The organism is Flavobacterium solisilvae (genome assembly GCF_012911605.1).
Taxonomy (GTDB): domain Bacteria; phylum Bacteroidota; class Bacteroidia; order Flavobacteriales; family Flavobacteriaceae; genus Flavobacterium; species Flavobacterium solisilvae.
Genome location: NZ_JAAMPT010000193.1, coordinates 1 through 16,807, shown reverse-complemented (window position 1 = coordinate 16,807; position 16,807 = coordinate 1). Strand labels below are relative to the sequence as shown.

Genomic DNA, 16,807 nt, shown 5'->3' with positions numbered 1-16,807 from the left:
GGTGAAATAGATTGTTCCCACTTTTGTTCCCACTTTCTGAAATTGAGAAGGCAACTAACTAAACAACAACGAATTACAATTAAATTGCAATTTTGCGCATGCAACACAACGTACTTATTTTAGATTTTGGCTCGCAATACACACAACTTATTGCTCGCCGCGTTCGCGAATTAAATATATTCTGCGAAATTTATCCTTACAACAATTATCCAACTGATTTATCAGCTTACAAAGCGATTATTCTTGGCGGAAGTCCTTATTCTGTTCGCTCGGAAGATGCTTTGCAAATTGATTTATCTGAAATTAGAGGTAAAATTCCTTTGCTTGCCGTTTGTTATGGTGCGCAATATTTAGCTCATTTTTCAGGTGGTGAAGTTGCCGCTTCCAATATTAGAGAATATGGAAGAGCAAATTTATCGTATATCAAACCGGAAGAAGATTTTCTTGCTGATGTGGCTTTAAATAGTCAAGTTTGGATGAGTCATAGTGATACTATTAAATCTTTACCAACTAATGGAATTCGTCTAGCAAGCACAAAAGATGTAGAAAATGCAGCTTATCGAATTGAAGGCGAAACAACTTATGCTATTCAGTTTCATCCTGAAGTGTATCATTCAGTTGATGGAAAACAAATTTTAGAAAACTTTTTGGTCAAAATTGCCAAAGTGGAACAATCCTTTACACCAAATGCTTTTGTAGAAGATTGTGTAAAAGAACTTCAAGAAAAAGTTGGGAATGACAAAGTTGTTCTTGGACTTTCTGGTGGAGTAGATTCTACAGTTGCCGCTGTTTTATTGAACAAAGCAATCGGTAAAAATCTGTATTGCATTTTTGTAAATAATGGTTTGCTACGTAAAAATGAATTCGAAAATGTGTTAAACCAATATAAAGGAATGGGATTGAATGTAAAAGGAGTTGATGCTTCTGAACGTTTTCTCTCAGCTCTTGATGGTGTTGAAGAACCTGAAGCAAAACGAAAAGCTATCGGACGCGTTTTTATTGAAGTTTTTGACGACGAAGCGCATCAAATTGAAGATGTAAAATGGTTAGCTCAAGGAACAATTTATCCTGATGTAATCGAATCGGTTTCGGTAAAAGGACCAAGCGCTACCATAAAATCGCATCACAATGTTGGCGGTTTACCTGATTATATGAAACTACAAATCGTTGAACCTTTGCGAATGCTTTTCAAAGATGAGGTTCGTCGCGTTGGTAAAACGTTAGGAATTGATGCTGAACTTTTGGGCAGACATCCATTTCCTGGACCAGGATTATCCATTAGAATTTTGGGAGCAATTACGCCAGAAAAAGTTAGAATTCTACAAGATGTTGACGCTGTTTTCATCAACGGATTAAAAGAACACGGTTTGTATGACAAAGTTTGGCAAGCTGGAGCAATTCTTTTACCTGTGAATAGTGTTGGAGTTATGGGCGATGAACGAACTTATGAGAAAGTGGTAGCACTTCGCGCTGTTGAATCTACCGATGGAATGACGGCAGATTGGGTTCATTTACCGTATGATTTCTTAATGAAAATTTCCAACGAGATTATCAATAAAGTGAAAGGTGTAAATCGAGTGGTTTATGATATCAGCTCAAAACCGCCTGCAACTATTGAATGGGAATAAAATTTTTGGAACAGATTTTGGTATTGGAATAAATTAGTAAAATTTGGTAAGTTTTATGGTTTAAATTCTTACTTTTGAATGACCAATTGGTATTTTATTGATGATATTGATTGATGCTTTTCAAAAAATAAATTAAATTTAACTCAAAATAACAATAGAATGCTAATTCTAAATTTCAATTTCATGAAAAGAAGAATATTTTTTTCATTGCTTTTTACAATGTTAAGTGTTTCGGTAACTACGGCGACCAAACAGGAAAAATATATCAAACATACTGTTGTTAAAGGCGAAACAGTAAATATTATTGCCCAAAAATACAGTGTTACACCTTACGATATTTTTAAATTAAATCCCGATTCTCAAAACGGAATTAAACTCGATGCCGTTTTGTTGATTCCACCATCAAGTATAGGAACAACAACTGCTGCCCAAAAACAAGCAGTTGTTTCTTCTAAAAAAACTACACATTTGGTACAACCAAAAGAAACGTTGTTTAGCTTGTCAAGACAATATAATGTTTCGGTTGATGCAATAAAAAATGCTAATGCCGAATTGCTAAAAGATGGTTTAAAAATTGGTCAAAACGTAGTAATTCCAGCAGGAGATGTTTTTACACAAGATACGTATCAAAAACCACCAGTTGAAAAACCAGTTGTTAAGCCAACAGAAGTTGCAAAAACAGTCGTAAAAGAAGAAGTAAAAGCTGTGGTTGCAAAACCAACATCGTCTTCAAAAACTATTTATCACACCGTTGAAGCCAAAGAAACGAAGTTTGGAATTTCAAAAAAATATGGAATAACCATTGAGAATTTAGAAAAATTAAATCCTCAAATTGTTTCTGGATTGCAAGTCGGAACAAAGCTCTTAATTTCGGGAGAAAGAACAATTTCTGAAGATGTTTCTTCGGTTGCAAAATCAAAATCAGAACCAATAAAAGAAACGGTTTCTACTAAAAAATACTTGCAAGAATATGTCGTTCGTCAACAAGAAACATTGTATAGTATTTCAAAGGATTTTGCTATTTCTGAAGAAGAATTAATCAGTTTAAATCCTGAATTGAAAAAAGGAGTGAAGTTGGGAATGATTCTTCGTGTTCCAATGAAAGAAAAATCAGAAGTTAAGCCAGTTATCAATAAAACTCAGTCCAATTTATCTACTTCAATAAAGTCAGATAAAAAGAAACAACTCGTATTGTTGTTGCCGTTTAATATTTCAAAAATTGAAAGTGATACGGTAAATTCAACTCAAGCGCGTTTGAAAAAAGATAAATTTTTAAACATGACTTTGGATTTTTATTCGGGTGCTTTAATGGCGATTGATTCGGCAAAAGTTCTTGGGCTAAATGTTGACGTAAGCATTTTTGACTCGCAAGAAACTAAAAATTCATCAGCTGCAGCTTCGGTAATTCAGCAAAATAATTTAACAAATGTAGATGCGATTATCGGACCATTTTATCAAACCAATGTTGAAAAAGTGGCCGAAATGCTTGAAGGTTATAATACGCCAGTGATTTCTCCATTGTCCAAAGAAAGTGGAAAAGGTTATAAGAATTTATACCAATCTACGCCAACGGCTGAACAAATGAAATCTTCAATTTTTGACTTCATGCGATCTAAAAATGGAAATATTGTTGCGGTTGTTGATGCTAAAAAAGGTAGCATTATAAATTATCTAAAAGACCAACAAAGAGATGTGAAAATTGTCGGTTTGTCTGATAAAGGAACTTTGGTTTCGGATAGTTTGTTGGTGAAATTGGATAAAAACAAAATGAATTATATAATTGTAGCTTCCGAAAAAACAGGAATGATTTTGTCTTCTACAACATCTATGGTTAATGCGCAACGAAATTATCAAGTTCAAATGGTTGTTTTGGAACAAAATGAAACCCTTGATTTTGAGGAAATTCCATTGGCTAAATTGACAAAATTGAATATGTTGTATCCATCAATTTCAAAGTCAAATGAAACTCTGGAAGCTATTTATTTTGAAAATAACTACAAGAAAATCAATAAAATAGTACCAAATCAATATGCTATTCGTGGATTTGATGTGACTTTTGATACGTTACTTCGTTTGTCTCAAGATAAGTCGTTTGAAGAAACTGTTCAGGGTTCGGCAACAGAGCAAATAGAAAGTAAATTTGACTATTCACTAAATGAAAACGGCGGTTACAGTAATAAAGGAGTTTACATTCTTCAATACGAAGCCGATTTATCAATTACAGAAGCAAAATAATGGCAACATCTAAAATAACGTATCAAGGCGAATTAAGAACGACTTGTATTCACTTGCAATCAGGAACAGAAATTCTAACCGATGCACCAACCGATAATCACGGAAAAGGTGAAGCATTTTCGCCAACTGATTTGGTTGCAACCGCTTTAGGAAGTTGTATGGTTTCTATCATGGCGATAAAAACAAGAGATTTAGATTTAGAATTAAAAGATTCTACGCTTGAAGTAACTAAAATCATGCAAGCCGAACCTAGAAAAATTGCAAAAATTGTAGTTGTTTTAAATATGTCAATCGCTACTTCTGATAAAAATAAAACTATTCTCGAACGAGCAGCAATGACGTGTCCAGTTTTGTTGAGCTTACATCCAGATATCGAAAAAGAAGTAACTTTTAATTGGAGGTAAGAGTAAATTTTCAAAATAGTAAAAGTCTATTTTATTTCTTCTTTATTCTATTCTCTAAAAAAAAATGGACGACCAACAAAAATTACTCATCAAATTGGCACATACCAAAATGCCTTATGGCAAATATGAAGGCAAATATCTCATCGATTTACCCGAATATTATTTGGTTTGGTTGCACAACAATCGACTTCCAAAAGGACAACTTGGCGAACAACTTAAACTCGTTTATGAACTTAAATTAAACGGTTTGGAAGATTTGATTCGTAACATCAAAAAGCAATATCCTAAGAAAGAATACTAGATTTTTAGATTAAAAGATTTTCAGATTTTTTCTGATAATCCGATAATCTAATCGTCTAATAATCCATTTTAAATTCTTATTTTTGCCCCGATTTTTACAACAACACAACACACAACTAAACAATGAATTCAACGAAATACATTTTTGTTACTGGCGGTGTGACTTCTTCTTTAGGGAAAGGAATCATTGCGGCTTCGTTAGCAAAATTATTGCAAGCTCGCGGTTACAGGACAACCATTCAAAAATTTGATCCATACATCAATGTTGATCCTGGAACGCTAAATCCTTATGAACATGGAGAATGTTTCGTAACCGATGATGGTGCGGAAACCGATTTGGATTTAGGTCATTATGAGCGTTTTTTAAATGTTCCAACATCACAAGCTAATAACGTAACGACTGGAAGAGTTTATCTTTCGGTTATTGAAAAAGAACGTAGAGGCGAATTTCTTGGAAAAACGGTACAAGTTGTTCCTCATATAACCAACGAAATTAAGGAAAGAATGCAATTGCTTGGGAAATCGGGCGATTTTGACATTGTAATTACTGAAATTGGTGGAACTGTTGGTGATATTGAATCGTTGCCATACATTGAATCGGTTCGTCAATTGGTTTGGGAATTAGGCGAAAATAACGGAATTGTTATTCATTTGACGTTGGTTCCCTATCTTTCGGCAGCTGGCGAGTTGAAAACAAAACCAACACAACATTCTGTAAAAACTTTGATGGAAAGCGGAATCAAAGCGGATATTCTAGTTTGTAGAACCGAACATGAATTATCGGATGATTTACGTCAAAAACTAGCCTTGTTTTGTAATGTAAAACGCGAAGCCGTAATACAATCTATCGATGCTTCAACGATTTATGAAGTGCCAAATTTGATGCTTCAAGAAGGTTTAGATGTTGTGGCTTTAAAGAAATTGAATTTACCTAAAAAAGCTTCTCCGGATTTAAAAAATTGGAATACATTTCTTCATCGATTGAAAAATCCAAAGCAAACCGTTAATGTCGGTTTGGTTGGAAAATATGTAGAATTGCAAGATTCATATAAGTCAATTTTGGAAGCGTTTATTCATGCTGGCGCGGCAAATCAGACAAAAGTGAACGTAATTTCTATCCATTCAGAATATTTAGATGCCAATTCGGCAGAAGAACAATTGAAAGACTTGGATGGCATATTAGTTGCTCCAGGTTTTGGCGGTCGCGGAATTGAAGGTAAAATTGATACGGTTCGTTATGCAAGAGAAAATAATATTCCTTTTTTTGGAATTTGTCTCGGAATGCAAATGGCTGTAATTGAATATGCTCGAAATGTTGTAAAACTTAGAGATGCCAATTCAACCGAAATGAATGAAAAAACCAAGTTTCCGGTGATTTCAATCATGGAAGATCAAAAAAATGTTACCGACAAAGGAGGAACGATGCGTCTTGGTGCATGGAAATGTGATATTGCAGAAGGAACTTTGGCTCACGCAATTTATGGAAAAACCCAAATTCAAGAACGTCATCGTCATCGTTATGAATTTAATAATGAATATAGAAAACAATTAGAAGACGCAGGATTAACCGCATCTGGAGTAAATCCTGATACTGGTTTAGTAGAAATCATCGAGTTGAAAAATCATCCATTTTTCATTGGTGTTCAATACCATCCTGAATATAAAAGTACGGTTGCAAATCCACATCCAATTTTTGTTAGTTTTGTGGCGGCAATGGTAAAACATAAAAAATAAGTGTAACAATTCGTCGGTTGTTACTTCTTATGACAAATTAAAAACACTGGATCCCGACAATTTGGGACAGCATTATTATGGAAAAAAAGAAATTTGACTTTAATTCGGTTATCGGTTTCGCACTGATTTTTGGTATTATCCTATGGATGATGTACAATAATCAAGAATCCAATCTGAAAGAACAACAAGAAAAAGCCAAAAAAGAAAAACTTGAAAAACAGCAAAAAGCAAAACAACAAGAAGTAAAACAAGTTGTTGAAACCCTAAAAGATACTACGGTAAACGATACTGTAAAACTACAAAAGCTTCAAGGAAGTTTGGGTTCATTTGCTTATTCGGCTACTTTACCATCGGCTAAAGAAGATTTTACAACCCTTGAAAATGAATTTTTGGTGTTAAAAATCGCTAATAAAGGTGGTTATATCGCCGAAGCAACGTTGAAAAACTACAAAAAATTCGATAAAAATTCAGGTCAATTAGTAGAATTAATCAAAAATAATAATGCCAGTTTTAATCTTCAGTTGCAAACAAAAGACAACCGAGTTTTAAATACAAAAGACTTATTCTTTACGCCAGAATTGACTAAAGTTGACGGAAATCAAATTCTTTCGATGAAATTGAAAGCTAGCGAAAATTCGTTTTTAGAATACAAATATGTTCTAAAACCAAATGATTATATGCTTGATTTTGACGTTCGTTCTCAAGGATTGAGCACCGTTTTGAATACAGGAAAACCAGTAGATTTCAACTGGGATTTAAAAGCGTACAGAAACGAAAAAAGTATTACTTATGAAAATCGTTATGCCGAAATTGTATTTGAATATGAAGACGGAAAAGACGATTATGTAGGTCAAGGAAAAGACAAAGAAGAAACACCAGAAAAAGTAACCTATATCGCTTATAAACAACATTTTTTTACTTCGATTTTATTGACAAAAACTCCGTTTGAAAAAGCAGCATTGCGTTCACACGATTTAGTAAATGATGAAGATGTTGATACTACATTTACCAAAGAATTCAAGACTTCATCGGCTTTAGCGTTTGCAAATGGCGAATTGGATTATAAAATGAATTGGTATGTTGGTCCAGCAGATTATAAGATTTTAGATAATTACGAAAGAAACCTTGACGAAATTATTCCACTAGGTTGGGGAATTTTCGGTTGGATAAACAAATTCATTTTTGTGCCGTTATTTGGTTTCTTGAGCACGTTTATGGGATTAGGAATTGCGATTATCATTTTTACGATTTTGATAAAAATTGCAATGTCGCCAATTACTTTTAAATCATTTTTGTCTCAAGCTAAAATGAAAGTTCTTCGTCCTGAAATTATGGAGTTGAATGAAAAATTTGGTAAAGATCCAATGAAAAAACAACAGGAAACCATGAAGTTGTACAACAAAGCTGGAGTTAATCCAATGGCTGGATGTATTCCTGCTTTGATACAAATTCCATTTATGTATGCATCGTTTCAGTTTTTTCCATCGGCAATTGAGCTAAGACAAAAAAGTTTCCTTTGGGCAGACGATTTATCATCTTTTGACGAAATTTTCAAACTACCATTCCGAATTCCAGTTTATGGCGATCACGTGAGTTTGTTTCCAATTTTGGCAGCAATCGCAATTTTCTTCTATATGAAAATGACTTCAGGCGATCAAGCGATGGCACAACCGCCACAAGAAGGAATGCCTGATATGGGTAAAATCATGAAAATTATGATTTATCTTTCGCCAATCATGATGTTGTTGTTCTTCAATAATTATGGTTCAGGATTAAGTTTGTATAACTTTATTTCCAACTTAATTACTATCGGAATTATGTTGGTTATTAAAAAGTATTTTATTGATAGCGACAAAATTCACGCTCAAATTCAAGAGAATAAAACCAAACCAAAAACCGAAAGCAAGTTCCAAAAGAAAATGAGAGAAATGATGGAACAAGCCGAAGAACAAAAGAAATTGAATAAAAAGAAATAATTTTCTTTAAAATATAATTTTTGAAACTCTGTTTAAAAGTATATCTTTAAACAGAGTTTTTTATTTATAAGCTATGAAAGTACTAATCATCGGTTATGGCAACATGGGAAAAACCTATGCCAATAGTTTTATCGGTTCACGATTTATAAAACCAGAAGACATTTTTGTTTTGGTTAGAAATGATTTTTCTTCTATTGAAACAACAATTCCAAAGTCTAATTTTTCGATTACTCCATCAGAAAAAATAGCCGATTTTGATATTGTAATTTTAGCGGTTAAACCACAGGATTTTTCGGTTTTAGCATTAGCAATAAAACCATTTTTGAAAGAAGATCAAATCATTTTTTCGGTCATGGCCGGAATTACGTTAAAATCGTTGGAACAACAATTGTCTTGTTCAAAAGTAGTTCGTTGTATGCCGAATATTCCAACACAAATCGGAATGGGAATGACCGTTTTTACGGCTTCGGCAAATGTGGATAGAAAAGAACTTTTCATCATTCAGAATTTAATCAATACCACAGGAAAATCGGTTTATGTAGAGAATGAAAATTTAATCGATGCGGCAACGGCAATTTCGGGAAGCGGACCAGCTTATGTTTTCTACTTTATGCAATCGATGATAAAAGCTGCGGTTGATTTAGGTTTCAACGAATCGGAAGCAGAACTTTTGGTCAATCAAACGTTTATGGGTTCAGTTGCTATCCAAAATAGTTATTCGTTATCCAATGAAGAATGGATTAAAAAAGTAGCTTCCAAAGGCGGAACAACCGAAAGTGCGTTGAGAGTTTTTGAAAAGCAATCACTTGAAAATAGCATCGTCGAAGCTGTTAAAGCTGCCAATAATCGAGCTTTGGAACTTGGTAAATAAAAAAACGCAACTTTAATTAGTTGCGTTTTTCATTTTTCATAGCAATTTTTAGTTAGTTGAATGATGGTAATAATACGCCGTCAATAGCATGTACAACACCGTTAGAGCATTGAACATCAGTAAGAATGATGTTTTTGTTAACATCTGATCCAGCATCATTGATAGCAGTTCCTGTTATTGTAAATCCTTGACCTTGTACTGTAGCAATATTTCCAGATGGAATTGCATTAGAACGCACATTTGCACCACTAACAACATGATAAGTTAGAACTTGAGATTTAGCATCACTTGATAAACTTCCGTATAAATCCAATACAGGTTGGCTGAATGCTGAATTCACAGGAGCAAATACAGTAAACGGTGCCAGCGTACTAGCTTGTGTATTTGTTTGTTGTAGTGTTGGAACTAAACCTTGAGCTACTAATAAACTAGTTAAAGTACTGAAATTAGGATTTGCTATGGCATGATCAACAATATTTGGTATTTGTATAACTCTGTTTACAACATGAATTACACCATTACTTGCGTCAATATCAGCTGTTGTAACAACTGCACCTTTTCTTGGTGAAGCCGAAGTCCCAATTCCACCATTAAGTGTTACAACACTACCTTCTTTTTGGATGAACATACTTATTGTTGGAGAACCTGCCGCAGAACTAAAAGGAGATAAAGTGTTTTTGTAAACAGACGCTGGAATGTTAGCACTTGTAATTTCTTCATTGATTACATGATTTAATAAAATAGATCTTAACACATTCACATCTACATTATTTACGTTTACATTTGAACCCAAAGAAGCAAAAAATGTGTTGAATGCATCATTAGTTGGTGCAAATACAGTGAAAGAACCTGCGCCATCAAGAGTAGCTACTAAATTAGTTCTAGTTAATGCTGTTTCTAAAATAGAAAAGTCAGCTCCAGCAATTGCAATATCTGCAATAGTTTGAGGTTGGTTTGAATTGTTGTTGTCATCATCACTACAAGATAACACTGTCAATGCAAAACATGCAATTGTAAATTTTTTGATTAGATTTTTCATAATAATTTTTGTTTAATGTTTTTGTAAAAGTATAAATTTTTGTTTAACAAAAAATATTAAAAGTTAAACAAAATTAACATTTATAAAATAATTAACACTGTTGTTTAATCTTTTAAAATGTTGATAATCCGTGAAGTACTATATTTTCAATAGAATTTATTTTTCTGGTTCAGTTTTTGGTTAAACAAAAAAGAGGAAAATAAAATCGATTTATACTAATTCAGTTTATTTTTCGTTATTAATAAAAAATTATTTTTGCCTAAATTAAATTTACCTGTTTATGAAGTATTTTTTATTGTTACTAATTATTCCATTTCAACTGTTAGCTCAAGACATAAATAAGTTTGACGAAAAAGGAAAAAGACACGGTTTGTGGAAAGGTGTTCACGAAGAATCAAAACGTCCTCGATATGAAGGAACTTTTGAACACGGCAAAGAAGTTGGAATGTTCAAATATTTTGATGATACACGAGATGGAACTGTAATTGCAACCAGAGATTTTAGTGCAAAAGACAATTCGTGCTACGTGATTTTTTACAATCAACAAAGTATGAAAGTTAGCGAAGGAAAAGTTATTGACAAGAAATTTGAAGGCGAATGGAAATACTATCACTTTAATTCTCCACAAATAATGACATTGGAAAATTACAAGAATGGCAAACTAAATGGTGTTCGAAAAGTATATTATAGAAGCGGAGCAATTGCGGAAGAAACGACTTATGTGGACGGAATTAAAAATGGTTCGTATAGAAATTATGCCGAAAACGGAATTATTCTTGAAGAAAGTACCTATAAAAATGGACAATATGAAGGCGAAGCAATTTACAGAAACGCTACGAATAATGTAGTTTCTCAAGGGGTTTATAAAAATGGGAAAAAAATAGGAATTTGGAAAATTGCTGATAAAAGTGGAAATCTTGTGGATACCAATATGAATAAGCAAGGAAAGAAATTCCAAAAAAGAGTTAAACCTTTAGACAAAACCCAAAATTAGCGTAATTTTGCATCAGATTTTTTTTGAAGTAAAATGAAACGAGTTGTTGTTGGGCTTTCTGGTGGTGTTGATTCGAGTGTTGCTGCTTATCTTTTAAAAGAGCAAGGCTATGAAGTCATTGGTCTTTTTATGAAAAATTGGCATGATGATTCGGTTACAATTTCCAATGAATGTCCATGGTTAGAAGATAGCAACGATGCTTTATTGGTTGCCGAGAAATTAGGAATTCCGTTTCAAACTGTTGATTTAAGCGAACAATACAAAGAAAAAATCGTTGACTATATGTTCAGCGAATACGAAAAAGGAAGAACACCAAATCCTGATGTATTGTGCAATCGCGAAATCAAATTTGACGTTTTCATGAAAATTGCGTTAAGTCTTGGTGCCGATTATGTGGCAACAGGTCATTATTGCCGAAAAGGAACAATTGAAAAAGATGGAAACCAAGTATATCAATTGCTTGCCGGAATTGACGGAAACAAAGATCAGTCGTATTTTTTATGTCAATTATCACAAGAACAACTTTCCAAAGCGTTATTTCCAATTGGTGAGTTGACCAAACCACAAGTTCGTGAAATTGCTTCCAAATTAGATTTAATTACTGCCGAAAAACGCGATTCGCAAGGATTGTGTTTTATCGGAAAAGTGCGTTTGCCTGAGTTTTTGCAACAAAAATTACAACCAAAAGAAGGTTTGATTTATGAAATAAATGCCGATAACGAAATCTATAATCAGCCAAATTTAACGTTCAATTCTGTGGAAGAACAGTTGCAATTTGATGCAAAACCAATTTCTTATTCGCCAGAAAACGGAAAAGTAGTAGGAAAACATCAAGGTGCGCATTATTTTACTATTGGTCAACGAAAAGGTCTGAATGTTGGCGGAACCAAAGAAGCACTTTTTATCATCGCTACCGATATTGAAACCAACGCCATTTACACTGGTCAAGGTCATAATCATCCAGGATTATTCAGAAATGTTTTGAAAGTAAACAACGACGAAGTGCATTGGATTAGAGAAGATTTGACTTTGAAAAATGGTGAAAAATTAGAAGTAAAAGCTCGAATTCGCTACCGACAAGAATTACAAAAAGCAACTTTATATCAATTTGAAAGCGGATTATACGTTTCATTTGAACAACCACAATCAGCCATCACCGAAGGTCAATTTGTAGCATGGAATATTGATGACGAATTAGTTGGTTCAGGAGTAATTTCGTAATTTAGTGCTTTCAAAAACGAAAGCTATGAAAAAACTCGTTTTACTTTTTCTCTTTTTTTTATCACAAAACATCTTTTCTCAAGAAGATGCGTGGGTTTATTTTACCGATAAACCTGATGCTCAATTCTATTTGGACAATCCATTGGAAATGCTTTCCCAACGTGCTTTGGATAGAAGAACAAGTCAAGGAATTGCGTTGGATATTCTCGATGTGCCAATTCATCAATTGTATGTTGACCAAATAATAGCTTCTTCAGGTATCGAAGTAAAAGCAAAATCAAAATGGATGAATGCCGTTCACGTTCGTGGTTCAATTGAAGACATTGATGCTTTGACAGATTTAACTTTTGTTTCAAATATTCAATTTGCTAACAGGAGTTTAAATACTCAAAATAGGATTGCCAACAGTAGTGAAAATAAAGCAGTAAACAAGCAATTGGATGTTCAAGAAAACTTTGCTTATGGAAATTCATCCAACCAAATTCAAATGTTGAAAGGACATTTATTGCATCAACAAAATTATACCGGAACAGGAAAAATTATTGCGGTTATGGATGCTGGTTTTCCTAATGTAAATTCGGCTTCATCGTTTCAACGAATTAGAGATAACAATCAAATTTTGGGAGGTTATAATTTTGTTGCTAGAAATGATAATGTTTACACATCCAATTCTCATGGAACGTTGGTTTTGTCATTAATGGCAGGTTATGTTGAAAATCAGTTGATTGGAACTGCGCCAGATGCTAATTATTACCTTTTTATTACTGAAGATAGTGCTGATGAAAATCCGGTTGAAGAAAGTTATTGGGTTGAAGCGGCAGAACTTGCCGATAGTTTAGGTGTTGATTTAATCAATACTTCGTTGGGATATTTTGCCTATAATAATCCAAATTACAGTTATACTTATGCTGATATGAATGGTGTAACTTCGTTTATTTCTCGTGGTGCTGATATTGCTTTTAGTCGCGGAATGATTTGTGTTACCAGTGCGGGAAATTCAGGAAACAGTGCTAATCCAAATATTTCAACACCAGCCGATGCGATCAATACATTAACGGTTGGAGCTGTGAAATTTGACGAAACATATGCAACTTTTAGTTCAATTGGTCCATCATTTGACGGAAGAATAAAACCTGATGTTATGGCGCAAGGACAAAATCCATATTATTCAACAACTTCGGGTTCTGTCGCAAATGCTTCTAGCGGAACATCATTTTCTGGACCGATTATAGCTGGAATGGTGGCAAGTTTTTGGCAAGCAATTCCTTGGGCAACCAATCAGCAAGTCGTAGATTTTGTTCGTCAATCGGCAGATCGATTTTCAAATCCAACAGCTCAATTTGGCTATGGAATTCCCGATTTTCAAGTCGCGTTGAACATGGCGCAACTTTCGGTAGAAGAAAATGAAAAAATCCAGTTTTTGGTGTATCCAAATCCGGTAAAAGATAAATTGACTGTTTCTTTTCCAAATAATTTATCCGAAGTAAAATGGCAACTTTATAATTCATTGGGACAAAAAATTTTGGAGAAAACCATCAGCCCAAACGATAATTTAATTGCTATATCCGAACTTCAAAACGGAATTTATTTTTATAAAATTGAAGCCAAAAATACAATCCAAACCGGTAAAATAATTAAGAATTAATGAATAGAATTACGCAACTTTTCAATATAAAATATCCAATTATTCAAGGCGGAATGATTTGGAATAGTGGTTATAAATTAGCAAGCGCTGTAAGTAATGCTGGAGGTTTAGGTTTGATTGGTGCAGGTTCAATGTATCCCGATGTTTTAAGAGAACACATTCAAAAATGCAAAGCTGCAACCGATAAACCATTTGGTGTAAATGTTCCAATGTTGTATCCGAATATTGAAGAAATCATTCAAATTATCATTGACGAAGGCGTAAAAATTGTTTTTACATCTGCTGGAAATCCAAAAACTTGGACAAATCATTTAAAATCGCACGGAATTACGGTTGTTCACGTAGTTAGTAGTTCAAAATTTGCTTTAAAAGCACAAGAAGCTGGAGTTGATGCCGTTGTTGCTGAAGGTTTTGAAGCTGGCGGTCACAATGGTAGAGAAGAGACAACCACTTTTACATTAATTCCAATGGTGAAAGAGCAAATTTCCATCCCGTTAATTGCTGCTGGCGGAATTGCAACTGGAAAAGGAATGTTGGCTGCGATGATTCTTGGTGCCGATGGTGTTCAAATGGGTTCACGATTTGTAGCTTCTGTGGAAAGTTCGGCACATGATAATTTTAAGCAAACCGTTATCGAGACTAAAGAAGGTGATACGCAATTGACTTTGAAAGAATTGGCACCAGTTCGATTAATCAAAAATAAATTTTACAATGATGTTCAAGAATTGTATTCAAAATGTCCGTCAAAAGAAGATTTAGAAGCCTTGCTTGGAAAAAGAAGAGCAAAACGTGGAATGTTTGAAGGCGATTTAGTTGAAGGCGAATTAGAAATAGGTCAAATAGCAGGATTAATCCATGAAGTTAAGCCAGTTCAGGAAATAATAGATACAATTATTAGTGATTTTGAGCTAGCAAAAACTCAAGTTGTAAGCTTGTAAATTTGTCAAACTTTTAATTTTTCAAGTAGAATTTATTCGGTTTTTATTAACAATTTTTTATTTTTTGATTAAAGTTAAAATTATTAATAACTTTTTTAATTTTATATTTTTAAATTTAATTATCTGATAATTAATATTTTAATTTTTATTTCTATTGTTTTATGATTGTTAGTAATGTTTATTAAATTGTTTATAACATTTTAATAAGTGGTTTTTTGTTTCTATAATTATACGTAATATAGTTGTGATATTTTAATTGGGATAATACTATAGTTGAAATTGTGCCCAATTTGTCTGATGTCGTTAACAGCATTGCGTATGAGGATTTTTACTCTTTTAAAAGCACAAACATTTTTTTATTTCTCGATACTACTATTTTTGATAGGATTTTCCAATCATTCCTATTCGCAATGTCCAACTGTAATCAATGCTAATCAATCGTTTTGTGATTCTCAAGCGCCAACAATTGCGAGTTTAGTTGCAACAGATAATGGTGGAGGAATAAAATGGTATGCAACTGCAACAACTCCAGCAAATGAACCGCTTTTAGCAACAACTCCTTTGGAATCAGGTGAAGATTATTATGTAGATGATAATTCAGGAACTTGTGGTTCAAGACAAGTGGTCAATGTTACTATTTATTCAAGACCATTTGCTTTTTTGGCAGCAACAACGTTATGTAGAGAATCAACCATTGAAAATCTGAATACTTTTGTTGTTGGAAATAATATTCAATGGTATGCTTCTTCAACTGGAGGAACGGCTTTAGCTGCCGGAACAGCTATTTCGAATGGAATTTATTATGCAAGTCAAACCAATCCAAATACAGGATGTGAAACACTTAGAGTTGGAATTGTTGTAGAAATTAAGATAGTTTCGCCACCAACTGGGAATTCAAATCAGCTTATTTGTGCTGATCCAGCACCAACAGTTGCTAATTTAGCGGCAAATGGTCCAAATATATCTTGGTTTACCACTTCTACATCTGGATTTCCTTTAAATCCATCAACTCCTTTGATTAATGGACAAGTATATTATGCAGAATCATTCGATTCGCCTTGTTATAGTATAAGTCGTTTCCCTGTTACGGTTACTTTTTCTGAGCCAAATGATGCTGGAACAAATGGTCAAGTTGGTTTTTGTAGTAATGAAGTTTCCTCTGTAGCACCGTTTGATTTATTCGGACTATTAGGTGGAAATCCTGATATTGATGGTGTTTGGACTGGACCAACTTCAACTACAAATGGATATTTAGGAACTGTTGATGTTTCTTCGTTTACTACTGCTGGAAGTCCTTATATTTTTTCATATACAGTTTCTTCTTCGCCAAATTGCCAACCCGTAACATCAACGGTAACTATAGATGTTTTACCATTGCCAATTGCAGGTGTAGCGCCACAGCCACAAGTTTTATGTGTAACATCGCCATCAGTTGATTTGTTTACTTTATTGGGAAATACTGCACAAACAGGTGGAACTTGGTCACCAGCTTTAGCAAGCGGAACAGGAGTTTTCAATCCAGCTGTTGATGTTTCGGGGAGTTATACGTATACAGTTCTAGGAAATCCACCTTGTCTTCCGGCAAGTGTTTCGGTTCAAGTAACAGTAAATCCAGTTCCAAATGCAGGAAACGATGTTGCTAATTTTACTATTTGTTCTAATCAAAATGCGATAGACTTATTTTCTTTATTAGGTCCAAATGCTCAAACAGGCGGAACTTGGTCACCAGCATTAGCTAGTGGAACAGGAGTTTTAAATCCAGCGGTTGATGTTTCAGCAACTTATACCTATACTGTAGCTGGAATTGCTCCGTGTGTTGATG

The 16,807-nt window shown here is 33.8% G+C and carries 13 protein-coding genes; 12 read left to right on the top strand and 1 reads right to left on the bottom strand.

Annotated elements, in window-relative coordinates:
- The first annotated feature begins 98 nt into the window (after positions 1 to 98).
- From guaA to proC, 7 genes are all read left to right on the top strand, one after another.
- Positions 99 to 1,628 (top strand): glutamine-hydrolyzing GMP synthase, encoded by a 1,530-nt coding sequence (gene guaA, locus G6042_RS02215; protein ID WP_169522630.1) that lies wholly within the window; start codon positions 99 to 101, stop codon positions 1,626 to 1,628.
- A 183-nt stretch (positions 1,629 to 1,811) separates the two neighbouring features.
- Entirely contained in the window at positions 1,812 to 3,863 is a 2,052-nt protein-coding gene (locus G6042_RS02210; RefSeq protein WP_169522629.1) for a PBP1 and LysM peptidoglycan-binding domain-containing protein, read from the top strand.
- The gene (locus G6042_RS02205) at positions 3,863 to 4,267 is read left to right on the top strand and encodes an OsmC family protein (protein WP_169522628.1); all 405 of its coding nucleotides are present in this window, start codon (positions 3,863 to 3,865) and stop codon (positions 4,265 to 4,267) included. Before G6042_RS02210 ends, G6042_RS02205 begins: the two co-directional genes overlap by 1 nt.
- A gap of 64 nt (positions 4,268 to 4,331) precedes the next feature.
- A complete protein-coding gene (locus tag G6042_RS02200) occupies positions 4,332 to 4,568 on the top strand; it encodes a DUF3820 family protein (protein ID WP_169522627.1) in 237 nt (78 codons plus the stop codon).
- A 122-nt stretch (positions 4,569 to 4,690) separates the two neighbouring features.
- Positions 4,691 to 6,301 carry a CTP synthase gene (locus tag G6042_RS02195; RefSeq protein WP_169522626.1) on the top strand — a complete coding sequence of 537 codons (1,611 nt, stop codon included), beginning with the start codon at positions 4,691 to 4,693 and terminating at the stop codon, positions 6,299 to 6,301.
- A 77-nt stretch (positions 6,302 to 6,378) separates the two neighbouring features.
- The gene (yidC, locus tag G6042_RS02190; protein ID WP_169522625.1) at positions 6,379 to 8,277 is read left to right on the top strand and encodes a membrane protein insertase YidC; all 1,899 of its coding nucleotides are present in this window, start codon (positions 6,379 to 6,381) and stop codon (positions 8,275 to 8,277) included.
- A gap of 73 nt (positions 8,278 to 8,350) precedes the next feature.
- A complete protein-coding gene (proC, locus tag G6042_RS02185) occupies positions 8,351 to 9,148 on the top strand; it encodes a pyrroline-5-carboxylate reductase (RefSeq protein ID WP_169522624.1) in 798 nt (265 codons plus the stop codon).
- A gap of 52 nt (positions 9,149 to 9,200) precedes the next feature.
- On the opposite strand, the gene G6042_RS02180 is transcribed toward proC, so the two are convergent.
- On the bottom strand, positions 9,201 to 10,187 hold the full coding sequence (locus G6042_RS02180; RefSeq protein WP_169522623.1) for a fasciclin domain-containing protein: 987 nt from the start codon (positions 10,185 to 10,187) through the stop codon (positions 9,201 to 9,203).
- A 280-nt stretch (positions 10,188 to 10,467) separates the two neighbouring features.
- On the opposite strand from G6042_RS02180, the gene G6042_RS02175 reads away from it, so the two are divergent.
- The 5 genes from G6042_RS02175 to G6042_RS02155 form a co-directional block, all read left to right on the top strand.
- Complete coding sequence (locus G6042_RS02175) at positions 10,468 to 11,181, top strand: toxin-antitoxin system YwqK family antitoxin (protein WP_169522622.1); 714 nt, start codon at positions 10,468 to 10,470, stop codon at positions 11,179 to 11,181.
- Between the two features lie 33 nt (positions 11,182 to 11,214).
- A complete protein-coding gene (gene mnmA / locus G6042_RS02170; RefSeq protein ID WP_169522621.1) occupies positions 11,215 to 12,402 on the top strand; it encodes a tRNA 2-thiouridine(34) synthase MnmA in 1,188 nt (395 codons plus the stop codon).
- A gap of 25 nt (positions 12,403 to 12,427) precedes the next feature.
- Complete coding sequence (locus tag G6042_RS02165; protein ID WP_169522620.1) at positions 12,428 to 14,047, top strand: S8 family serine peptidase; 1,620 nt, start codon at positions 12,428 to 12,430, stop codon at positions 14,045 to 14,047.
- Complete coding sequence (locus G6042_RS02160) at positions 14,047 to 14,985, top strand: NAD(P)H-dependent flavin oxidoreductase (protein WP_169522619.1); 939 nt, start codon at positions 14,047 to 14,049, stop codon at positions 14,983 to 14,985. The genes G6042_RS02165 and G6042_RS02160 overlap by 1 nt, the downstream gene beginning before the upstream one ends.
- A gap of 318 nt (positions 14,986 to 15,303) precedes the next feature.
- Positions 15,304 to 16,807, top strand: a 1,504-nt coding sequence (locus G6042_RS02155) for an Ig-like domain-containing protein (protein ID WP_169522618.1), incomplete at its 3' end; no start/stop codon positions are given.

Coding starts and splice junctions, on each gene's coding strand:
- guaA (WP_169522630.1), top strand. CDS start 99: ATGCAACACAACGTACTTATTTTAGATTTTGGCTCGCAATACACACAA.
- G6042_RS02210 (WP_169522629.1), top strand. CDS start 1,812: ATGAAAAGAAGAATATTTTTTTCATTGCTTTTTACAATGTTAAGTGTT.
- G6042_RS02205 (WP_169522628.1), top strand. CDS start 3,863: ATGGCAACATCTAAAATAACGTATCAAGGCGAATTAAGAACGACTTGT.
- G6042_RS02200 (WP_169522627.1), top strand. CDS start 4,332: ATGGACGACCAACAAAAATTACTCATCAAATTGGCACATACCAAAATG.
- G6042_RS02195 (WP_169522626.1), top strand. CDS start 4,691: ATGAATTCAACGAAATACATTTTTGTTACTGGCGGTGTGACTTCTTCT.
- yidC (WP_169522625.1), top strand. CDS start 6,379: ATGGAAAAAAAGAAATTTGACTTTAATTCGGTTATCGGTTTCGCACTG.
- proC (WP_169522624.1), top strand. CDS start 8,351: ATGAAAGTACTAATCATCGGTTATGGCAACATGGGAAAAACCTATGCC.
- G6042_RS02180 (WP_169522623.1), bottom strand. CDS start 10,187: ATGAAAAATCTAATCAAAAAATTTACAATTGCATGTTTTGCATTGACA.
- G6042_RS02175 (WP_169522622.1), top strand. CDS start 10,468: ATGAAGTATTTTTTATTGTTACTAATTATTCCATTTCAACTGTTAGCT.
- mnmA (WP_169522621.1), top strand. CDS start 11,215: ATGAAACGAGTTGTTGTTGGGCTTTCTGGTGGTGTTGATTCGAGTGTT.
- G6042_RS02165 (WP_169522620.1), top strand. CDS start 12,428: ATGAAAAAACTCGTTTTACTTTTTCTCTTTTTTTTATCACAAAACATC.
- G6042_RS02160 (WP_169522619.1), top strand. CDS start 14,047: ATGAATAGAATTACGCAACTTTTCAATATAAAATATCCAATTATTCAA.